General features: G+C 55.5%; 24 protein-coding genes and 1 tRNA gene. 15 read left to right on the top strand and 10 right to left on the bottom strand.

Features of this window, described 5'->3' with window-relative positions; genetic code table 11:
- Positions 1-96: 96 nt before the first annotated feature.
- Positions 97-1,041, bottom strand: coding sequence for a bestrophin family protein (locus ACZA91_RS08735; protein ID WP_463186124.1), 945 nt, complete (start codon positions 1,039-1,041; stop codon positions 97-99).
- 192 nt (positions 1,042-1,233) lie between these two features.
- Positions 1,234-2,568, bottom strand: coding sequence for a hypothetical protein (locus ACZA91_RS08730; protein ID WP_463186122.1), 1,335 nt, complete (start codon positions 2,566-2,568; stop codon positions 1,234-1,236).
- Between the two features lie 188 nt (positions 2,569-2,756).
- On the opposite strand from ACZA91_RS08730, the gene rplS reads away from it, so the two are divergent.
- The 10 genes from rplS (at position 2,757) to ACZA91_RS08680 (ending at position 7,811) form a co-directional block, all read left to right on the top strand.
- Positions 2,757-3,119, top strand: a complete 363-nt coding sequence (gene rplS / locus ACZA91_RS08725; protein WP_099534243.1) for a 50S ribosomal protein L19 — start codon at positions 2,757-2,759, stop codon at positions 3,117-3,119.
- A gap of 98 nt (positions 3,120-3,217) precedes the next feature.
- Positions 3,218-3,290, top strand: a tRNA-Trp gene (locus tag ACZA91_RS08720).
- Between the two features lie 74 nt (positions 3,291-3,364).
- On the top strand, positions 3,365-3,565 hold the full coding sequence (locus ACZA91_RS08715; protein ID WP_143473101.1) for a hypothetical protein: 201 nt from the start codon (positions 3,365-3,367) through the stop codon (positions 3,563-3,565).
- The gene (gene secE / locus ACZA91_RS08710; RefSeq protein ID WP_099534244.1) at positions 3,531-3,752 is read left to right on the top strand and encodes a preprotein translocase subunit SecE; all 222 of its coding nucleotides are present in this window, start codon (positions 3,531-3,533) and stop codon (positions 3,750-3,752) included. Before ACZA91_RS08715 ends, secE begins: the two co-directional genes overlap by 35 nt.
- Positions 3,749-4,384: a transcription termination/antitermination protein NusG gene (gene nusG / locus ACZA91_RS08705; protein WP_099534245.1), complete on the top strand. Its 636-nt coding sequence runs from the start codon at positions 3,749-3,751 to the stop codon at positions 4,382-4,384. Before secE ends, nusG begins: the two co-directional genes overlap by 4 nt.
- Before the next feature lie 24 nt (positions 4,385-4,408).
- Entirely contained in the window at positions 4,409-4,834 is a 426-nt protein-coding gene (rplK, locus tag ACZA91_RS08700; protein WP_099534246.1) for a 50S ribosomal protein L11, read from the top strand.
- 156 nt (positions 4,835-4,990) lie between these two features.
- Entirely contained in the window at positions 4,991-5,710 is a 720-nt protein-coding gene (gene rplA, locus ACZA91_RS08695; protein ID WP_099534247.1) for a 50S ribosomal protein L1, read from the top strand.
- Between the two features lie 360 nt (positions 5,711-6,070).
- Positions 6,071-6,598: a 50S ribosomal protein L10 gene (rplJ, locus tag ACZA91_RS08690; protein WP_099534249.1), complete on the top strand. Its 528-nt coding sequence runs from the start codon at positions 6,071-6,073 to the stop codon at positions 6,596-6,598.
- A 135-nt stretch (positions 6,599-6,733) separates the two neighbouring features.
- Positions 6,734-7,117, top strand: a complete 384-nt coding sequence (gene rplL / locus ACZA91_RS08685) for a 50S ribosomal protein L7/L12 (RefSeq protein ID WP_099534250.1) — start codon at positions 6,734-6,736, stop codon at positions 7,115-7,117.
- Between the two features lie 256 nt (positions 7,118-7,373).
- Positions 7,374-7,811: a hypothetical protein gene (locus ACZA91_RS08680; RefSeq protein WP_463186118.1), complete on the top strand. Its 438-nt coding sequence runs from the start codon at positions 7,374-7,376 to the stop codon at positions 7,809-7,811.
- Here the strand turns inward: ACZA91_RS08680 and ACZA91_RS08675 are convergent.
- From ACZA91_RS08675 to ACZA91_RS08665, 3 genes are all read right to left on the bottom strand, one after another.
- The gene (locus ACZA91_RS08675; RefSeq protein WP_463186117.1) at positions 7,808-8,725 is read right to left on the bottom strand and encodes a hypothetical protein; all 918 of its coding nucleotides are present in this window, start codon (positions 8,723-8,725) and stop codon (positions 7,808-7,810) included. The genes ACZA91_RS08680 and ACZA91_RS08675 overlap by 4 nt on opposite strands.
- A 207-nt stretch (positions 8,726-8,932) precedes the next feature.
- A complete protein-coding gene (locus ACZA91_RS08670) occupies positions 8,933-10,042 on the bottom strand; it encodes a hybrid sensor histidine kinase/response regulator (protein WP_099534270.1) in 1,110 nt (369 codons plus the stop codon).
- 194 nt (positions 10,043-10,236) lie between these two features.
- Positions 10,237-12,117, bottom strand: coding sequence for a sensor histidine kinase (locus tag ACZA91_RS08665; protein ID WP_190533704.1), 1,881 nt, complete (start codon positions 12,115-12,117; stop codon positions 10,237-10,239).
- Positions 12,118-12,655: 538 nt separating this feature from the next.
- Here ACZA91_RS08665 and ACZA91_RS08660 point away from each other — a divergent pair.
- Positions 12,656-12,904 carry a Ycf34 family protein gene (locus ACZA91_RS08660; protein ID WP_463186113.1) on the top strand — a complete coding sequence of 83 codons (249 nt, stop codon included), beginning with the start codon at positions 12,656-12,658 and terminating at the stop codon, positions 12,902-12,904.
- A gap of 201 nt (positions 12,905-13,105) precedes the next feature.
- Here ACZA91_RS08660 and ACZA91_RS08655 read toward each other — a convergent pair whose 3' ends face one another.
- Entirely contained in the window at positions 13,106-13,684 is a 579-nt protein-coding gene (locus ACZA91_RS08655) for a hypothetical protein (protein WP_099534256.1), read from the bottom strand.
- 210 nt (positions 13,685-13,894) lie between these two features.
- Here ACZA91_RS08655 and ACZA91_RS08650 point away from each other — a divergent pair, with 210 nt between their 5' ends.
- A complete protein-coding gene (locus tag ACZA91_RS08650; RefSeq protein ID WP_463186111.1) occupies positions 13,895-14,584 on the top strand; it encodes a hypothetical protein in 690 nt (229 codons plus the stop codon).
- Positions 14,585-14,674: 90 nt separating this feature from the next.
- Here the strand turns inward: ACZA91_RS08650 and ACZA91_RS08645 are convergent, their stop codons facing one another.
- Both ACZA91_RS08645 and ACZA91_RS08640 read right to left on the bottom strand, forming a co-directional pair.
- The gene (locus ACZA91_RS08645; RefSeq protein WP_463186109.1) at positions 14,675-15,517 is read right to left on the bottom strand and encodes a hypothetical protein; all 843 of its coding nucleotides are present in this window, start codon (positions 15,515-15,517) and stop codon (positions 14,675-14,677) included.
- Between the two features lie 49 nt (positions 15,518-15,566).
- Positions 15,567-16,742 (bottom strand): trans-sulfuration enzyme family protein, encoded by a 1,176-nt coding sequence (locus tag ACZA91_RS08640; RefSeq protein WP_463186412.1) that lies wholly within the window; start codon positions 16,740-16,742, stop codon positions 15,567-15,569.
- Positions 16,743-16,911: 169 nt separating this feature from the next.
- On the opposite strand from ACZA91_RS08640, the gene ACZA91_RS08635 reads away from it, so the two are divergent.
- Complete coding sequence (locus ACZA91_RS08635) at positions 16,912-17,187, top strand: hypothetical protein (protein WP_234407004.1); 276 nt, start codon at positions 16,912-16,914, stop codon at positions 17,185-17,187.
- A gap of 768 nt (positions 17,188-17,955) precedes the next feature.
- Positions 17,956-18,210, top strand: coding sequence for a hypothetical protein (locus ACZA91_RS08630; protein WP_463186107.1), 255 nt, complete (start codon positions 17,956-17,958; stop codon positions 18,208-18,210).
- On the opposite strand, the gene crcB is transcribed toward ACZA91_RS08630, so the two are convergent.
- Together crcB and scpB are read right to left on the bottom strand one after the other, a co-directional pair.
- Positions 18,207-18,644 (bottom strand): fluoride efflux transporter CrcB, encoded by a 438-nt coding sequence (crcB, locus tag ACZA91_RS08625; RefSeq protein WP_347278358.1) that lies wholly within the window; start codon positions 18,642-18,644, stop codon positions 18,207-18,209. The two genes, ACZA91_RS08630 and crcB, sit on opposite strands and share 4 nt — an antisense overlap.
- 87 nt (positions 18,645-18,731) lie before the next feature.
- Positions 18,732-19,358: an SMC-Scp complex subunit ScpB gene (scpB, locus tag ACZA91_RS08620; RefSeq protein ID WP_393011915.1), complete on the bottom strand. Its 627-nt coding sequence runs from the start codon at positions 19,356-19,358 to the stop codon at positions 18,732-18,734.
- A gap of 313 nt (positions 19,359-19,671) precedes the next feature.
- Between scpB and ACZA91_RS08615 the strand changes: the two genes are divergently transcribed.
- Positions 19,672-19,899 (top strand): hypothetical protein, encoded by a 228-nt coding sequence (locus tag ACZA91_RS08615; protein WP_463186104.1) that lies wholly within the window; start codon positions 19,672-19,674, stop codon positions 19,897-19,899.
- Positions 19,900-20,173 lie beyond the last annotated feature (274 nt).

The following is a 20,173-nucleotide window of genomic DNA, read 5'->3' as shown; positions in this document are numbered from 1 at the left end:
GAATCCATCTGGAACGATTGGGACTATTGCAATTTTTCCTTAAATTTTGTCCCCAAGCCTTGCCACCCAGCTTGGGTTACGTCCTAGCAGAAACCATTACTGAAAACTGTTATCTACTAATGCCCGAGCATTGGCTTCCCGGGGATTCAGAGTGGTCAAATCTTGCATGTTTTGGCGAACGGTGTTGCAAATGGCATCTAGGGGCAAATCATTTGGATCCGTGCCAAAGGGATTTTCGATTTCTTCGCCAATTTCTTCAATTCCAAATAGGGTGAAAGAAATGATGGCAACGAGTAATCCTGTCCACCAACCCACCTTGGACACCAATTCAAAAGGCAAAATTAAGCAGTAAATTAATAGCAATTGCCGCAGGTGAATGGCGTAGGCAAAGGGCATGGGCGTTCGCAAAATTCGCTCGCAGCCTCCCAAAGAGTCCACCAACACATCAAGCAGACGGTGCATGGAAGCCAGTTGATAGGGGTTGAGGTTACCGCGATCGCGCTGCTCCTCTAGAAAAGCGGCGATTCGTACTGATAAATCCAGAGGCGCATGATCAGTGGTTCGCAGGTTGTCCAGCACATTTGGCTCAACTAAATCCGCAACCGCTTCGGTGACGGATGCCCCTCGTAAATGTTGCTTGGTGGCAATGCCAAAGGCAGCAATGAGATTCAAAGCTGAGATTTTTTGTTCCCGAATTTCTGGCGTTGGTTCGTCAATTGCTACCCAAATTTGTCGCCCCAGGTTACGGGAGGTGTTAACAATTCCGCCCCAGAGTTTGCGCCCTTCCCAGAATCGTTCGTAGGCGGTATTGGTGCGGAAAACCAATAGCAACCCCAGCACCACGCTGGGAATTAAATTTGCCCAGCCCGGTTGGGCCACGGGAACTTTCAGGGCATGTAGCCAACTGATGATGGCGGCAAAGGTTCCACAAAGCAGCACGCGGGGCGCAATGGTGGGCACAACGGAGCCGCGCAGTTGCAGAATGACCCGCAGCCAGGGACGGCGATCTTTTTGTCTGAATTGAAAAATGCTGGTTGCCATTACGATTTCAGAGTTCTCGCAAAATCCTGAGTAGGGAAGTGGGTTGATTGTACTCAGTTGGCTGACTCTGCCGCAGGGCGATCGCTTGGGGCGATGGGTTTTGTGTTTTGTTGAGCAATTTCGCTAGAACGGTTTCCAGCACGCTGAAGACCGCAGGAATGGCGCAAGGTTGGCCGTGGCGGATGGGCAAGCCTAGGGCGATGAGCGAGGGGAGTCCGGGGTTTCGCCAGAGGGTGATGCGGGGCTTTCGGTGGTGGGTGCGGGGCTAGGTGTGGGGCTAGGGGTCGGGTCGGGGTTGGCGGTGCGACAAGGGGGATAGGTCAGGGTGTAGATATAGATGAGATAGCCCGGACGATCGGAGAGTTTTTTGCCGGTGAGCTGTTGGGTCAAAAAGGCGATCGCCTCGTCATCCAAGGCTGAGTAGCCGGAGCTTTGCGCCAACCGCACGGGGTTCAAACTGGGGGCCACCAATCCCCGATCGCCCACCAAGACAACCAAGCGGATCGGTTGGGGCGGGTTGGCGCTTAGGGTGGTGCAAGCCCGCAGGTCAGCAAATTTGCGCCATTGAATGGGGGTGTCTTTCTTTTGAATGGAGTCTCCGACGGTGAGCATGTCGCGGAAAACGCCGTTTAATTCTTTGCCCGTGCCCGGCAACAGGGATCCATCTGCGTTGCGCATGGGGAGATCGTTGACCCGTTTCACCCAATCGGCCAGTTGGCTCAGGCGGCCTTGGGTGGCGGTGCTGCTCACCAGGTTTGGATTGAAGGTGTAGTTAGCGGGGCGATCGGTGGGTTCCGGGTTCAGACCGCTGGCCAAGGCCTGGAAACCGGCCGCCATTCGCGATTGATCTCGAAATTGGGCGATCGCAACGTTGGCGGTGGACTGGGCCAGGCGATCGGCAGCGGTGGCGGGGGTGGCGGCCGCGGGCGATCGGGATTGGCCATTGGGCTGGCGACCCCGACGACCGCGATCGCCACCGTTGGGGCGAGGGGGCGGATTTTGGAACTGATCCCAGCCAGCGTAATCGTTATAGGGATTGATGTAGGAGTTGTTATAGGGGTTGTTATAGAGGTTGCTGTTGGGATTATTCTCAAACTGGTTCGCGGCCCGATCGCCCATGCGACTGTTGGAACGACCCTGGTTGCCCGCCGCGCCACCAAAGGTATTGAAGGGATCGGCGGCGGCTCCGCGACCAACGGACGGCGACGAACTGCCCAAACCTAAGCGATTGAACAGATCGTTGGCGCTCCCAGAATTGGGGTTGGCATTGGGGGGATTGGTCAGGCCGGTTGGATTTTGGGGTTGGGCGGCCGCTTCCCGGGCAAAGGCCGGCAGCTCTTGCAACTCCTCGGGGGTCAGCTCCAACAGGGCCACTTTGCGCTCGTCCTCGGGGGGTGAGGCCGGATTCCAGTCCGCCAGCAGAGGCAAGGCCGCCAAATGCACCACAAAGGACAAGACCATGGCCGACCCCAAGGGCGATCGCAGTCCTTGCAGCAGTTGCTGTGATCTTTTCAGGATTTGCTCCATGGTTTGTTTAGCCCTCCTCCCCAGTGCCACCGAGGAGAATTGTCCCGCATCTTATATGTTTCCCTCAGTGTAGAGGGCCGATCGAGCGAGGGGGACGATCCAGGCTCGATCGGAAAAAAGCCAAACCAAGCTAGACGAAATGACTGTTCAACGGCTAAGATGTGTGCTTGTGGTTTTTTGAACCAGTCATGAACGCGCAAGAAGTCATCCGCTCAATCGAAGCTGAGCAACTCAAATCAGACCTGCCCGTCCTTTATGTCGGGGACACGGTTCGAGTTGGTGTTGTGATCCAAGAAGGCGGCAAAGAGCGCGTCCAGCCCTACGAAGGCACCATCATCGCGATGCGCAACGGCGGAATTAACGAAACCGTCACCGTGCGTCGGGTGTTCCAAGGTGTTGGCGTAGAGCGCGTGTTCTTGCTGCACTCGCCCCGCGTCGCGAATATCAAAGTCGTGCGCCGTGGTAAAGTCCGTCGTGCCAAGCTGTACTACCTGCGTCAGCGCATTGGTAAGGCAACCCGCATCAAGGAACGGTTCGATCGCAAGAAGTAAGATCCTCCCCGGATCTTCGTTCGATCGGTTCATCCATTTCAAATGGTTTTTGAGCGACCGGCCTCGATTAGTGCTAAACTGAGAAAACGTCCAAACGTGCGCTCTTAGTTCAGTCGGTAGAACGCAGGTCTCCAAAACCTGATGTCGGGGGTTCGAGTCCTCCAGGGCGCGCTGGCATTCATCGCCGATGAATCTACCCAAAGGCTGACCGCCATCACCGGCAAGAGGTCTTTGGGTAGATTCTCATGAGGCGTGTTTTCCGATCAGCCCCGATCGACCAACCGGGTATCACGACCGATCGAACGCCTCTTCACCGGAGCCAGTCTGTGGCCCTATGGCCCATCAGCCTTTGGTCTTCCGTGCGATCGAGTCCCCATCCTAAGGAGCATTGGTCAACAGAGGAACCCACCCGTGAGCAAACCAGCGGAATCGCCAGCCCCAGATAACGAAAAATTCGACCCCACCGAGTTTCTGCGCGGCACTCGCGAAGAACTCAGCAAAGTCGTTTGGCCCAGTCGCCAACAACTCATCAGTGAGTCCGTGGCGGTGGTGTTGATGGTTGTTCTCTCCGCCACAACTATCTATCTGGTTGACAACCTCTTCACTTGGATCGCAAAGCAGGTGTTCCAATGAGCCTGAGCGACGAACAGTTTTACGACAGCGACGAACAAACCGAAGAGCAAGCGCCCAAGGTTTTAGCCCGTCGTGCTCGCTGGTATGCCGTGCAAGTGGCTTCCGGCTGTGAAAACCGCGTCAAGATGAACCTGCAACAACGGGTGCAAACCCTTGACGTGGCCGAACGAATTTTGCAGGTGGAAATTCCCCAAACCCCCACCGTCAAAATGCGCAAAGACGGTAGCCGTCAGCATGGCGACGAGAAGGTTTTCCCCGGCTATGTCCTGGTGCGGATGCATCTGGACGACGAAACCTGGATGGTTGTGAAGAATACCCCCAACGTGATTAACTTTGTGGGGGCAGAACAACGGCGCGGCCAAGGTCGCGGGCGCGGCCATGTCAAGCCCGTACCCCTGAGTCCCGCTGAAGTCGAGCGCATTTTCCGCCAGGCCCAGGAGCAAGAACCCGTCATCAAAATTGATATGGCGGCCGGTGACAAGATTGTGGTTTTGTCTGGGCCGTTTAAGGATTTTGAAGGCGAGGTGATTGAAGTGAGTCCCGAACGCAGCAAGCTGAAGGCTTTGCTGTCGATTTTTGGTCGGGATACCCCGGTTGAACTGGAGTTCAACCAAGTTCAAAAGCAAAGCTAGCTCGTCCCATAGCGCAATAAACGAATGGCTAAGAAAGTCGTCGCAATCATTAAGCTGGCGATTACCGCCGGCAAAGCGACCCCTGCTCCCCCGATCGGGCCTGCCCTGGGTCAGCATGGGGTCAACATCATGATGTTCTGCAAGGAATATAACGCCCGCACGGCCGACAAGGCTGGGCTGGTGGTTCCGGTAGAAATCTCGGTGTTTGAAGATCGGAGTTTTACCTTCGTTCTGAAAACACCGCCCGCTTCCGTTTTGATTTGCAAGGCCGCTGGCATCGATCGCGGTTCGAGTGATCCGAAGTCCAAAAAGGTGGGCAAAATTACCCGTGCCCAGCTTCAGGAAATCGCCCAAACTAAGCTGCCTGACCTGAACACCAACGATGTGGAAGCCGCCATGCGGATCATCGAAGGGACGGCCAACAACATGGGCGTGACGATCGTCGAGTAGGAGCCATTGGTTCGGTTGGGGGCAGTCGGCTCGATCGACTCCTAAATTCACCGAGTCATTGACCGATCGCAGACCGATCACAAACAGATTTGCTGAAAACCATCTGGGGGAGAAGATCACCTCTTCGCTAATGACCCCGAAGGAGTGTTTTAATTCATGACTCGTAAGATTTCGCGCCGGATGCGCGAGCTAATGGCCAAGGTGGAACCGCGTCCCTATGCGCCCGTGGAGGCGCTGGAGCTGGTGAAGGAACTGGCCACAGCTAAGTTTGTGGAAACGGTGGAAGCCCACATCAAGTTGGGCATTGACCCGAAATACACTGACCAACAATTGCGAACCACAGTGGCCCTGCCCAAGGGCACGGGTCAAACCGTGCGGGTGGCGGTGATTGCTCGGGGGGAAAAGGTCGCGGAAGCAACGGGCGCTGGCGCTGATATTGCCGGTTCCGAAGACCTGATTGAAGAAATCCAAAAGGGCATGATGGATTTTGACATCCTGATTGCCACGCCCGACATGATGCCCCAGGTGGCAAAGTTGGGTCGGCTGTTGGGTCCCCGGGGCTTGATGCCGTCGCCGAAAGGTGGTACGGTGACGTTCGACTTGCCTCAGGCGATTTCGGAGTTCAAGGCTGGTAAGCTGGAATTCCGGGCCGATCGCACGGGTATTGTCCACGTGGGCATCGGTAAGTCTGCCTTTACGGCAGAAGATTTGCTGGTGAACCTGAAGGCGTTGCAAGAGACGATCGATCGTAACCGTCCTTCGGGTGCCAAGGGTCGCTACTGGCGCAGCATCTACGTGACCTCCACCATGGGGCCGTCGGTAGAAGTAGATGTAGCTGCCCTGCGCGACTTGAAGATTGGCGAGAACGCTGCCTAAACGGGCGGTGCTGGGGGGTAGAGATTTACCCCTTCGCGAATCCAAGCTTCGGCTGTTGATCTAGCTCGATCGCGGTGCTAATCAACAGCCAAGACCTCCTCGATGTTGAACTAGCGGCCCAGCAGTCGCTTCTCAAAACCCTAGCTTCAAAACCCAACAACCAAAGACAGTGGGTGTGTTCGCAATTTCGCGATCGCTTAATCAATTCCCACCGAGGTCTGTCCTGTTTTGAGCCAACTCGCTACCCGCTCAGGGTGCTGTTTGGCTGTCAAATCGAACCCCCTCGACCCGTCTTTGGCTGACCGTCGAGGGGGTTCTCGTTTCCAGACTGCGCGACAAACCGAAAGGAGGTGATGACGAATGGGTCGCACGCTGGAGGACAAGCAAGCAATTGTCGCGGATCTGAAGTCGCTGCTCACTGAAACCGAAATGGTGGCAGTGATCGACTACGCGGGTCTGTCGGTTGCTGAATTGTCGGATCTACGCAATCGCATCGCTGCGAGCGGCGCGGTTTGCAAAGTGACGAAAAACACGCTGATGCGGATCGCCGTTGAGGGTGATGCCAACTGGCAGCCCATGACGGAGTTTCTGAAGGGTACTTCGGCATTTTTGTTGCTGAAGGGAGACCTGGGTGCTGCCCTGAAGGCATACCAAGACTTCCAGAAGGCCTCGAAGAAAACCGAGCTGCGCGGCGGTGTGATGGAAGGTCGCGCCCTGACGCAGGCCGAGGTTAAGGCAATTGCCGACCTGCCCTCGAAGGAGCAACTCATTGCTCAAATCGCTGGTGGGATCAATGGCCTGGCCACCAAGATCGCGTTCGGTGTCAAGGAAGTGCCTTCGATGCTGGCTCGTGGGATCAAGGCAATTTCCGAGAAGCAAGCCGCCTAGGCGATCGCTTCAGAATCGAGCAGTGCGATCGCCCGGCGGCCTAAGGTTTTGGCCCACAAGCCGACGGCCCCGATCGACTGTGTTGGTTTCCCCTGTTGCTGTTATTGCTGTTCAACCATTGCAAGGAGCAAATCCATGTCTGAGAAGGTCGCATTGATCATTGAAAGCTTGAAGTCGCTGACCCTGCTGGAAGCGGCTGAGCTGGTTAAAGAAATCGAAGAAGTGTTTGGCGTGAGCGCTGCGGCTCCCGCTGGTGGGGTGATCGTGGCGGCAGCTCCCGCTGCGGTTGAGGAAGTGGAAGAAAAGACCGCTTTCGATGTGGTGCTGGACAAAGTGCCCGCCGACAAGAAGATCGCCGTGCTGAAGGTGGTGCGCGAACTGACCGGTTTGGGTCTGAAGGAAGCCAAGGATTTGGTGGAAGCTGCTCCCAAGGTGGTCAAGGAAGGCGCTTCCAAGGACGATGCCGAAGCAGCCAAGAAGAAACTGGAAGACGCTGGCGCAGAAGCTTCGGTCAAGTAAGATTCGATCGACCTTTTTCGATCGGTCTGATCCAGTTATTTGGTCAATTAGATTGGTCAGTGGTTTTGGTCAGCCGGGGTGCAGATCCAGCGCGATCGCCCCTGGGCGACCAACAACCATCAACCATCAAATCAACCAAGCCAAGATCCAATCAACAGCAACTCTCCTAGTTCATGAACTGGGGGAGTTGTTGCTATTGGGGCCTTGGGAACCCGGTTGAACGCGCTTGAACTCGATCGAGGCTGGTCTCTTCAGCTTGCAACCTGTTCCCCAAGGCCTGAGCCGGAGCGATCGCCCCTTGCTGGCTGAACCGCTTTGGAGGCAAAATCCGAGAACAAGACTGCGTACTCCGTTGCGCGGCCGCAAGACAAAAGCCATGCGCGGGTTTGCTCAATTTGTGTTGATTGCCAACAGCCTATTTTTTGGGGCCTTGCTGCCTCCGGGGTTGTTGGCTGCGGTGGCTTCACCGTCTCTTTTCGTCCAGGCTGATTCAGCGGCCCCCATAGGAGCCGGGCTGGCGTGGGTTGCGATCGCCCTGTTTCCTCCGGTGGCCATTTTGGGGCTAACGGGGGGCTGGGTGCTATGGCTACGGGGGCGATCGCGTCAGGGGGCCATTTTCAGCAGCTTGCCCTACGCCAACTGGTTGTTGTTACTGTTGGGACAATGGGTGCAATGGGTGGCGGGGCTATCCTAAGCGCCACTGGTGCTCTCGCCCTCAGCCGATCGCTGAAAGATCACGACCCGATCGCCCACCACGGGACTGCGGGCCAACAGTTGTCCCTCTCGATCCTGTAGCTCCAGCTTGTTGAAATCTAAACGGCGCGATCGCTTCAATAAATCCGCCGCAAACCGATCCTGATTGCGATCGCCCAACCCGTACCACAAATCAGCCGGAACCGTCACAATCAGCCGACTGGCACGGAAGTCCGCTTGGATGGAGTCCACCAACGCCTGATCGCCGTAGCGAGTAGCAATTTCGCTGGTTTCGTCCTGAATCGCCGCAATTAATTGTTGTTCCGGCGATCGCTCCAGTTTGGGCGGCGGGCTAGAAACCGGGGTCGTCTCGGAAACTCCCACGTCCCCGGATTCTGCGGCGGTCTGACCAGGAATTTCCGTTGTTCGAGGCGTGGACTCCGATCCCGCCGCTCCGTTACCAGAAGGGGCGATCGGTTCCGCTTCCTCCGCGCCAGACGGCAGTTCCAACAGGGTGGGAATCAACGGCTTGAGAGGAGCAGGCTGAGACTCCGGCGGCTGTTGAGCCACCGTGGCAGGTTGAAACTTGGGCGGGAAAATGGCGATCGCGGCAACCAGCACCACACTCCCCATCATCGACAGGGCAATGGTCAGGTTGCGATCGGACAGCTTCCGTAGGGATTCGGGCAACCAAGGGCGGGCCCAGCCTAAAACTTGATGGCCCGCTTGGGCTGGGGTCAACCGGGGCGATCGCACCGAGGTGGCCGGAGGCAAGGCCGACTCCGTTTCCAGTTCCGTCGCCGCCCAGTCCAACAAGCGAATCAGGCCCCGCAGCAGGCGAGCGATCGCCCGCCGCCACGATCCCTTCGTGGGTTCGGTTCCAACCGACTTGGGTGAGTCCGACGACATAGCCATTTCCAAAACAGCGCAACAGCCAGCGACCCTCAATGGCTCAGGGCGGATGAATCCAGTCCCTGGGAATGCCCACAAATTGACCTGAACTCCATATGCCAGCGCCGCTAAATCGCATCGTAACAGCCTGGGTCACGGGTCGTAACAATCACGGCCGGGTTGTAACGTTGAGCAATGGAGGCAACCCAATCCCGCTTTTCGGTTCCATCCTTAGGATGTCGATCGCTCCTGCACACCCAACTCAACCAGCACCGTCGTGCCCCCTTCCGGTTCGCTGGTGATGGTCAGGGTTCCCCCGTAGAGGGTGCAAAGGCGCTGGGCCAGGGTTAACCCCAAACCCGACCCCTGTTGTTCATGCAACTTGCGATCGAACTGTTGATAGGCCCCCACCGATTTGATCTGATCCGAAGTCATGCCCCGGCCGCTATCTTTCACCACCAACTGGTAGCGATCGCCCTGAATTTCCGCAAACACCGCGATCGGCTGGCCCGGCTGCGAAAACTTGCAGGCATTATCCACCAGCTCAATCACCATCTTTTGCAGCGCCGATTCTGAAATGCCCACGATCGCATCCACCGCCTGCACCGACAAATCAGCCGATCGCCCCGCCCAGTCCTGCGCCTGTCGGCGTGCCGTTGTTTCAATCATTGCCGCCGGACTCTCCACTTGCAGTTGTCGCAGCTCGTGCAACCGCTGGGGATCCCGAGCCGCCAACTCCAAATCCGCGTAGAGCAAAAAGTTTTGAATTAACCGAAACAAGCGCTGACCCGAATTGTGAATATCCGTCAGCATCTCGCGGGTTTCTTCGGGATCCAAATCCTCCAACTCTTCAAGCATGAACTGCGACGTGGCCACAATCCCATTCAGCGGCGTTCGCAACTCATGGGGCAGCGAGAATGCAATGCTATAGCGCAACGCATCGAGCTGTTCTTGGGATTGCTTTTGGGTGGCCGATTGCCGTTGCAACCGAGCAGCCACCGCCCCCAGCAGCTCATCCCGCGTAAACGGCTTCGTTAAATAATCATCGGCTCCCAAGTGCATTCCTTGGCGCACATCGCCCTTGGTGGTGCGGGCCGTCAGGAACACAAAGGGAGTTGTGGCGGTAATGGGCGATTGGCGCAGGGCCGCCAGCACCCCGTAACCATCCAACTCCGGCATCATCACATCGCACAGAATTAAATCGGGTTGGAAGGCTTCGGCCAAACGAACGCCCGCATTGCCATCAGCGGCTCCCGCCACTTCATACCCCTCGGCTTCCAAAATATCGAGAATAATTTCCCGAACATCCGGTTCGTCTTCGATGGTCAAAATTTTGGTCACGGCGATCGCTCCCTTAACCCGATGCGTTGTCCACAAAGAATCGATTAACTCAATGGCCACCCATTTTATGGATTTCCTTTCCAGGATTGAACCTGGCCGGCCTGGATCAGAACAGCACCCGGTAGACCGCGGCCGCCGTGGTCTGCAAACCGCCCCCAACGCTCAAGACTGGTTCAAGACTCAAGCATCAAGGCTCAAGCATTGAGGTGATCTTCTTCACTGCTGAGCGGTTGCCAAGGGGTGACCGGTAGGGTGACCGAGAAGGTGGTTCCCATACCTTCAGTGCTGTCCACTTGGATTTGTCCCCCGTGTAAGTCAACCGATCGCTTAACGATCGCCAGGCCCAACCCAGTCCCGGGAATGGTTCCCACATTGCCAGCCCGGTGGAAGGACTCAAACAGACGCTCCCGATCGGCCGCTGGAATGCCAATGCCCTGATCTTGAATCACGAACCGCACAGACTCTGGAGCACAGATCAATCGAAACTGAGTGGTGCTGGCGTTGGGGGAATATTTCAAAGCATTAGACAGCAGATTAGACAGGATGTGCCGCAGCAGCTTTTCATCCATGGCCAACACCGGAGCCGCCGCCCCTCGGTTCACCACTCGAAACTCGATCGCCTGGTGTGCCTTCAGGTTCAAAGACATTTCCTCCACCAACCCGTTGCAGAACCCTTCCAGGTCAACGGGCCCCGGCCGAAACTGCAACCGCCCCGAGTCCGCCTGCCCCAACACCAACACCGACTCCAACAATTCCGTCAGGTGATGCACCATGGTTTGGATGCGGCGGAGATAGTTGCGACTTTTATCGGGCCCCCACCGATCGCCATAGTGCTCCAGGGCTTCCGCCGAGGCCAAGATGGTGGTTAAGGGGGTGCGGAATTCGTGGGAAGTCATGGACACGAACTGGGATTTCATGCGGTTCAGATCTTTTTCGGCTTCCAGGGCGCGGCGAATTTCCACCTCGGCCGCCTTGCGGGTGCTGACATCGGCCACCGTGCCCTCATAGCCAATGATTTGCCCCCGCACGTCATAGACCGCTCGGGCATTTTCCACAATCCAGGTGGTGGAACCGTCCGATCGATAAATTTGAGATTCAAAGGCGATCGCCTGGCCCTCTGTGGCCAGAATGTGGCAAAACTCATCCCGCCGCTTGGGATCTGAATACAAACTCGGAATTTCCGTAATCCCCGCGATCGCAGCTTCCGGCGAGTCATAGCCCAGAATGCGCGCCAGGGCAGGATTCATGCTGATGAAAGATCCATCCACCGTGGACTGAAAAATTCCCTCCACGGCGTTTTCAAAAATGCTGCGATATTTGGCCTCGGCCGCCTCCACTTGCTCATAGGCATCGGCGAGCTTGCTGCGAGCGCTAAATTCCGCGCGCTGGAGCCGTTCATAGAGATAAACCGACAAATCGCAAACCACACAAATCCAAAACAGCTCTAGCAACAGGCCAAAGCGCGATTGGATCGGTGAGGAGCGAATGGCCGCCCCCAGCAATTCCCGCAACCCAAAGGAATGGATCAACGCCAAGGCTTGGGACAACACATGCAGGGGCCAGCGCGCCGGAATGAGGGTCGCTTGGGCAAAAAAACCAAAGGCCCATCCAAAAAGACGCGGGGGCAACCGGTTCAGGGTCACGGGCGACAACAGAACCTGGCAAGTTTCGGGGACGATCTGGAAGGAAAATAAAAATCCCAAAAACAGAATCCGCAGATGGCGCGCTCCCCAGCGGGTGTCGGATAAATACCAAAACCCCAACAGGCTAATCAGGGTGGCCAACCGTGCGGCCACGTTATCCCAACTGAGAGTTTCCTGGCGCAAGACCGATCGCGCCAGGTCTAAGACCGCAAAGCTCCAGGAAATCAGCAGCCCTAACCCAAAGGCTAACCGAACCCGAGCTAGCAGGAAGCGATTTTGCCAGCCTTCATAGGACATACGATCGAGATTGCTCCCATCGTCCGCCGCCACATTGACCGCAGCTAAGTATTCGATCGCTGTCCTGACAACCGGAATTCGCTGAAGCCACTGTTGGATCAACCGCGTTACGCGCGCCCGCAACAAGGTTTGCATCAACTACATTAACGACCCTATGAATGGCTCGTACATTAACGACCCTACGAACGGCTCGACACCACCGTCACGATTTCCCTAAACCCTTGCCGCAAAATGCTAGCAATCAGGGAACTTCCTGCACCATCGCGGCGAAGTTGGCTTCATCCGCGGCCCAGGCTGACACGACCGAACTGGCCGTGTTTCGTGCAAATTTGCCAATGACCGTTTTGGCGATCGGTTTTGGTCATCGCTTGATCATCGCCCATGAGCCTTCTGATCAATGCCCTAAACAATCCCTAAACAAAACGAAACAACGCTGTCGAGCCGAGAACCGGGACATCGCCAGCGGGCAAAAACCGCCCCCAGCGTGACAATCGCCTGATGACAATCGCCTGATGAGTTGTCTTCTCTAGAATGGCATAGCTTGGGAAGGAGGCGAGATGTCTATTGCGATGGGCGCAAGCTAGATTAAAACTGGGGCTGCGATCGAACCGTGGTGGTCTTTGGTGCGATCGCTCGCCGGGCCTTGTTTGAATAGCCAAGGAGTGCCCAAGCCATGTGCATTTGTGTCAACTGCCTCCATATTGATCGCTGCACGACTTACCACGCGGTTGAAGCCCAACACCAACAGGCACATTTGACGGATTTCCCAGATTTTGAGCCGATCGAACCCAGCATTAATGTCAACATCCGACCGCGCGACAACGAGATTGAAATGGAGTGGGATGTGGTGGGTTGCCAAAGCTTCACGGCTGACCAAGGCCGCTGGGCCCGGCTGCGACCCGGCGAACTGGTTCCCACCTGATTGGGGATGTTGAGGGAGACCTCATCTGTGGGATCGCGGGGAGTTGGCGGTGATCGATCGTGCTCCCCGACTGATGATTTGTCGTCACTTCTGGTTTTAGTGACTGGTTTTCATGACTAGCTTTCATGACTAGCTTTCACGACTGGTTGCCGTTGCTGGTTAGCGTTCTCAATTCACCACGCCAGCCGCAAACCAAACCAACTATTCCCCAAAGCCCGCCGGATTCCGAATGGGTTTAATCCGCACATCTTGCCCCAATTGCAATCGTTCACCGGGCAGGGCTTGCAAAAATACTTCAACGGCTTGCAGATAGTCCCGAACCATTTGGATATCTAATTCGTATTTCTTTTCAATGGAAATGGTTAAGAACGGTTGATATTGACCGCTATAGCCATCATCATGCTTATAAGCATTCACCACTTTGCGCATGGCTTCCACGTCCTGAAACCCTGGCAATGTTTCTATTTCGACCTGAAATTCACGTTCAATAATTCGATAGATTTCCGCGATCGTTTTGTGGGAAAGTTTGCGGCGATAGTCGCGATGGGAGCCATATTTTTTTTGATAAATTGACCTCACCACCCACTTCAACTCATACTCCACCACGGAATTTAATTCACTTAAAGCGGCTCGTAGGACAATGCCTTCGTAATCTAACAGTAAACCTGTGGCGCGATCGTGTTCGGCGGCTCCGAAGCGCTGCCATTCTTCAGGGGTGTAGGCACGGTTTACGCTGTTGATGTTGGCATCGTCAACTTTGAAGGCGCGATCAATAAACATTGAAATTGCACTCAATCGCGCGGAAAAGTGCCGAATAGGCATAGGAGCAATTTGGCCGGGGCGATCAGGTTTTGAGTTTTGTGGTCAACTTTTCGTAGTCAACTTTTCACGGTTAACAATTTGTAGTCAACAATGGCAAGCTTGACAGTCGCCACCATTCTATACCTAGCGATCGCGCTCTCCCACGAATCAGTCAGGAGTTAGGAACACATGTCCGATCGATCATTTAGCTTTCGTCAACTACAAAGCCAATTTGGTCTTGGTCAGGCATTGCAGTCCTTATCCTTGGGAGCCAAGACCACCGCGATCGAGCCGTCTTCTTGGTTGCTCAGAACCTTGGAAATTGCCCAAAGTACAACTCTCCTCACCGAAAAGGAGCGATCGGAGCGGTTAATTTCTCCCATTTTATTGGAGCTGCGGGAACAAACCCACCGACAAGTTTCTATTTTTTCTGGTTTTGAATTAACCATTCAACCTGATCAAGGGCTAAATGGAGAATGTGATTGTATTGTCGCCCGATCGCCCCTAGATGTTGAGCTACAAGCCCCCATGTGCACGATTGTGGAAGCGAAGCGGGGAGAATTAGAATCAGCTCTGGCCCAATGTTCAGCACAAGTTTGGGGAGCATACCAATTCAATCAGAAATTTAATTCCCACTGGTTGTCGTCAATAATTAATCCCCCAAATATCAATCCCCCAGATATCGATCGCCCAGATCAGGAATCAAGATTACCCTTGCCCCTTTTCGGCTGCGTAACCACCGGGGAAATTTGGCGTTTCCTACAGCTCATGCGGACACCTAACGACCATTACTTGATTGCCATGGATCGGGAGTCCTACTACCTCGACCAAATCCCCACAATCCTAGGAATTTTGCACTACATTGCCATCGTGGCCTAGCCGGATGATGACTGCCACTCCCAAACATCAGGTCAACATTAATTGACCCTTTAGTTTCAGGATTTTGCAACAGAAGAGCCAAGGCAAAAGTTAGGGCAAGGCAGCGGGGGCTAACTCGGCCTGTTGGCGGGCCTGTTGGCTGTTTTGGCGGTAGCGTTGGGCCCGATCGCGCGCGGTGGCGGCCCGGCGATCGTCTGGGGTCACCTGCTCCATCAAGTCGGCGGCGGCTTGCCACTGGGTCGCCAGTTCTAGCCACTGCTGGCGCGTTTTGGCCGTTTGCCCCCCAAGAGCAGCCGTTTCCGCCAAGCGAACAGCCTTCACGAAGGGATCATTGGTGGTGCTGGCGATGGGGGTGGCCGGCGGGTTGCCAATGGTGATCCATTTCAAATTCCAGGCCACTAGCCCCAGCAAAAAGACACTCAAGATTGCTCCCCCGGCGGCTCCGACCCAAAATTGAGTGCGGGCGGCCTTGGCGGGCAAGGTGGATCCAAGGGTGGGTAGGTTGAGGTCTCGTTGGCGGGAGGTGAGATTGCGAAAAACCCACCGGAACCAGTGCGATCGCTTCAAAATCATCGGCTCTGACCACAACAGATCCTCCGGCTCTCGCTGGATCGCCTCTAGCCACAAAAGCTGCTGTTCTTGCACAAGACGGGCATAGAGCGTGACTTTGCGAATTCCTCGGGGGGCCACTTGTTCCAAGATGGCGCGTACCCGCTCGACCGTGTGGTCGCGATCGAGGTTTTCCGCTGTGGGGGCTTCACACAGCAACTGCAAGCTACCACCCGCAATGATGGCGCGGGTGCGAATTTGGTCGGAAGCCAACTTCTGATTCAGGATTTGGACGATCGCGGCAATGCTGCCACCACAGGCCTGACGATATACATCATCAAACCCGTTATCAGATGTCCAATCCTGGTCTTGGGAGGGAATCACGAGGGCATCGCCATGGCTGCTTTCAGGACGGTTTTATCATACTCGGGGATCAACCAAGGGGGCATAGGTGCGACTGCTCCTCAAGTCCGTACACTTTTGCCAAGGCCTGCGCCAAATCGGCCAATAAATCGTCTGGGTGCTCAAGGCCGATCGAGAGACGCAGCAGGTTTTCTGGGGTGGTGGTTCCGGGCCCCTCGATCGAGGCGCGGTGCTCAATGAGACTTTCCACGCCGCCGAGACTTGTACCCCGGGTGAAAATCTGGAGGGCGGCGGCAACGGCCAGGGCTTCCGGGCGATCGCCCCGCACTTGCACCGACACCATGCCCCCAAAGTCCTTCATTTGCGATCGGGCCAAGGCCGCTTGGGGATGATCTGGCAAGCCGGGATAGTGAACCGCCTCGATCGCCGGGTGCGATCGCAACCAGGCCGCCACCTGCCGCCCATTGGCACAGTGGGCCGCCATCCGCACCGGCAACGTGGCCACACTGCGCAGGGTCAGCCAGCAGTCAAAGGGAGCCAATCCGGATCCGCCCAGCCGCTGCACCTGTTGCACCCGCTCAAAGGCGGGGGTCAGTTCGCGAGCAATGACCGCCCCGCCGGTTACGTCGCTATGGCCCCCGAGATATTTGGTGGTGGAATGGACAACCCAATCGGCTCCCAATTCCAAGGGCCGTTGCAACAGGGGAGTGGCCCAAGTGTTGTCGCAAATGCAAAGGGCCCCGGCGGCTTGGGCTAACTGGGCGATCGCCCGAATATCCGACAGCTTCAGCAACGGATTGGAAGGCGTTTCCACCCAAACGGCGCGAGTTTCGGGCGTGAGGGCGGCGGCCACCTGTGCCAAATCCGTGGCATCGATCCAAACCACCGCTAAGCCCCAGGGCTGCAACACCTGTTCCATCAATTGGGCCGTGCCGCGATAGAGATCGCGCGGGGCCACCAACTGCCCGGGCCCGAGGGCTTGCAGCGCTGCCATCATGGCCGCTGCGCCGGAGCTGAAGGCCGCCGCCACTGCGCCGCCTTCGAGGGCGGCCAAACAGGTTTCGAGCGATCGACGGTTGGGATGATCTAACCGGCTGTAGAGATAGCCTTGGGGATAGGAACCATCGGCCGATCGCTCGAAGGTGCTGGTGAGATATAGCGGCGGTGCGATCGCTCCCGTGGCGGGGTCGGGGGCGCGGCCCGCATGAATGGCCAGGGTTTCCAGGTGGGGCGCGGCTGGCTCGATCGGGCGATCGGTTGCCTTGGCCGGTTGACCAGTCGGTTGCTCAGCGGGGTTAAATGTTGGGTTTTGCAAGGGAAAGGGCGATTGGGAAACGGAGCATGATACAACTCCTAATTAACGCAATTAACGCCACAGGATCACCACAAAAACCGCACCAGCGAACCTAAGACCGATGACCGCTCCCCCTTCTTCCCCCAATTGGCAAACTAAATTTTGGCTGTGGGCCGATCGCGCACTGATGGCCAATCTGTTTTTGGTGTTTTTGAGCTTTGCTTGGCTGGCGATCGCCGTGGTTGGTCGCAGTCTCCACAAGCCCTTCGGGTTTGATCTGTGGTATTCCCTGTGGCAACCCCTATGGCAGCCGGCCTTGGGCATTCTGATGGCAGGCGCAATTCTAAATGGGATTGGCCGCTGGATTGCAAAACGGCTCGATCGCTCCCAATCTTGAATCAGGAATCCAAACTTAGCAGCTCAATGCTCAACACTTTAAACACTTAACACTAAGCACTTAACGCTAAGCACTCAAACCCAAAAGCTCAAGCTTCAAAATTCAAGCTTCAAAATTCAAAAGGTCTAGCCCAGACGCGGACTAGACCTTTTTGCTTTCGCTGGCTATTTGAAGACAGGAATCACTCAACAGGTTTTACTCTCAACAGCTAATCAATCGGGTGGACAACGATACACAACTTCAGTCGATCGGGCATCACTTCAGTCGATTCAGACTGCTTTGTTAGCAGCGCCTGTGGTGCGAACCTCACGATTCATGACCTCCCGAATGAGCTAGTTTTATCAACAGCTACCGGTTCGATCGCCGCATGGCGCAAACGCTACTTGAACAACAAGTTTCGGATGCAACACAGAAGAGGAAGTCGTGCCAGTTTCCGGCAGGAGGTACGCACCGGGAACTGTCCTTGGAGAGAAGCGTTTCTTGCTTCTTTCGTACCTTGATTTGAAGATAAACCGGTTCTGAGTCAGCGTCTAGGGAAGTCAACAGAAGTTGACGTTATTTCAACTAGGTTCATAAATCCAGGGATCGAACATAGCAATCCATGAGAGTCTTGCTCTTGCGGAATACCGGGAGTTGCAACGAAACAATTACAAAGCAGCCATTTGTAACCACCCGCCAAACGATGGCGATCCCAATCAATTCCGATCGATCCCGATCGATCCCCAAGGCTTTTCCCAACGGTCGCTACGAGGGCGGCCATTCAGCACGATGGGGATTGCAAAGCAGATTCGCTTAGGGAAAATTTGGGTTTCGCAGCCTGAATTATGGCTGGAATGTCATGGGCAATTCACGGCTGCACTTGCCATTGCTCCCCACACAATCACCGATTTCAGAAGATGGAAATCAGGAGAGTTTTTGCTCATTGTTTGTAAAATTTTCTTTACGATGCATCCAACGAGCCACATCAAACCGGCTGGCAACATTGGGCAAGTCATTGGGCAAGTCATGGAGCAAGTCACCTAGCGCCAACGGTCAATCAGCCAACGTCCCAATTCCAAACCCAACCAACCGAGGGCAAAGCTGCCAAAACCATAGGCCAAGCTCATGGCCCAAGCGCCCGATCGCGCCAGATTTGACGCATCCAAGATGTAGCTAGAAAAGGTGGTGTAGGAGCCTAAGAATCCCACGGCAAACAACAGCCGCAATTCAGGATACAGGGGCGATCGATCCGTCATCCACCCCACAAACAGCCCCATCAACACCGCCCCAGACAAATTCACCAAAAACGTGCCGATCGGCCAACCCGTGCCCCACAGCCGCGCACAAAGCAGCGACAGATAATAACGCCCCAATGCGCCGGGAATGGCCCCCAAGACCACCGCGATCGGGGCCCGCAGGTCTGGCCGCTCTGAGGCGGCAGCTAACCACTGATGCCACAAATATTTCAAGAGACGCACACTCCCGATCGGCTCAAGAATTTCCTCAAAATCATTACCCTAAAATTCCCAGCCCAGATTCCCAGCCCAGATTCCCAGCCCAGATTCTCAGTCCAGATCTGGATCAACCGAATCCCGATCGAGGTCTTCTGGATTCTCTAGATCTTCCGGGTCTTCGGCCGCATCCTCATCCGGCGGCAGGCTCGATCGCAACTGATTGAGCGCCAACTCCAACTGGGCAGAATTCTGATTTTCCACATCCAACTGAAAGTAGCGGTGGAACTTTTCGCTCACCTGCACCATGGACGATCGGCCATAGCGCCGTTTTTTCACAAAATCTCGCTCCACCAGCTCCTGGACATGTTGATAGGCTCCGGAGCCGCGTAAATCGACCAAATCCGCCATCGGCAGCGGCCCCTTGAGCGCAATCACCGCCAACGTTCGCAACGCCGCCACTCCCAAGTCCGCCGGAATCAGCCGCTCCACCAGGGACTGGAATCGATCGCGCAATTGCAACGTGTAGCAGCCCTTGCGCAGTTCCACCACCTCCAACGCCGTGTCCCGCTGGGCATAGTCGTTCATCAAGTCCAGCAAGGCCTCGTGGGCCAGATCTCGCGCACAACCAGCACAGTCGGCAATCTCCGCCAAACTGAGGGGCTGTCCCTTGAGGTACAAAATTGCCTCGATCGTGCTAACCAGCGAGTTTGCCCGTAGGTCGGTTTGTGAATTGGCCAATCCAGACAACGGCGAATCTTCCTTGGCGTTCGTCAATTCTCCATTCAACCAGCACTGATGCCGTGGCGATCGCAATTTTGACCCCAATTTCTCCCCAAAATCCGGTTTTCCGGCCCCCCGAACGAAGAGATTCTAATTAGCTAATTACCACCCAAATTGCGGGGCCAGTTAAGGAATTGGCACTGAACCGTAAAGGGAATTAGTTCCGGAGAAAGATATCAAAATTCTTACTAAAAATGTTGATTCGTTTTCCTGATTCCGTTGATTTTTTTCAGAAGGAAGGAGCAGCAACGTTCGAGATGGATTTCTTCCTATGCGCCTGTTCCCTTCTGCTTCGATGCTGCTCGGTTTGTGCCTAGCGGTTGCGCCATCGCTGCCGGCGGGCGCAATGACTCCCTTGGTTTCCGAAACCCAAATGACCAATCATCAAGAACTGTCCGTAGAGGCTGCACCCACTGTGGTGCGCCGCACTCGGAACTCGCACCGGGGCAGCGGCCGCCGTGATTTTGTGCGGTATGTGTTCGCCGCTCCTATGAGCTAAGGATCGTTTGATGCAGCCTGTAATTGGGGGGTTGATTCCGTTTTCTTTCTAGGATTTTGTTATGCAATTTCTGAGAATTTGATTCCATCAAAAACGGAATTTTCAACCCTCCACCAATCAGCATTGGTCAGAATTAGCTAAAGCATGTTTGCGGTTCGTTTAGCCAGTTCAGTCTGGTATCCAGTAATTCTGAATTGGGTGTGGTGGAGTGTGGTTTTGGGGCGACAGTTCTGAGAGAACAAAACCAGATCAGAACTGCTGAGAATGACTCCCC

The organism is Limnothrix sp. CMB-01 (assembly GCF_055193175.1).
This window is presented reverse-complemented; position numbering and strand designations above follow the sequence as displayed.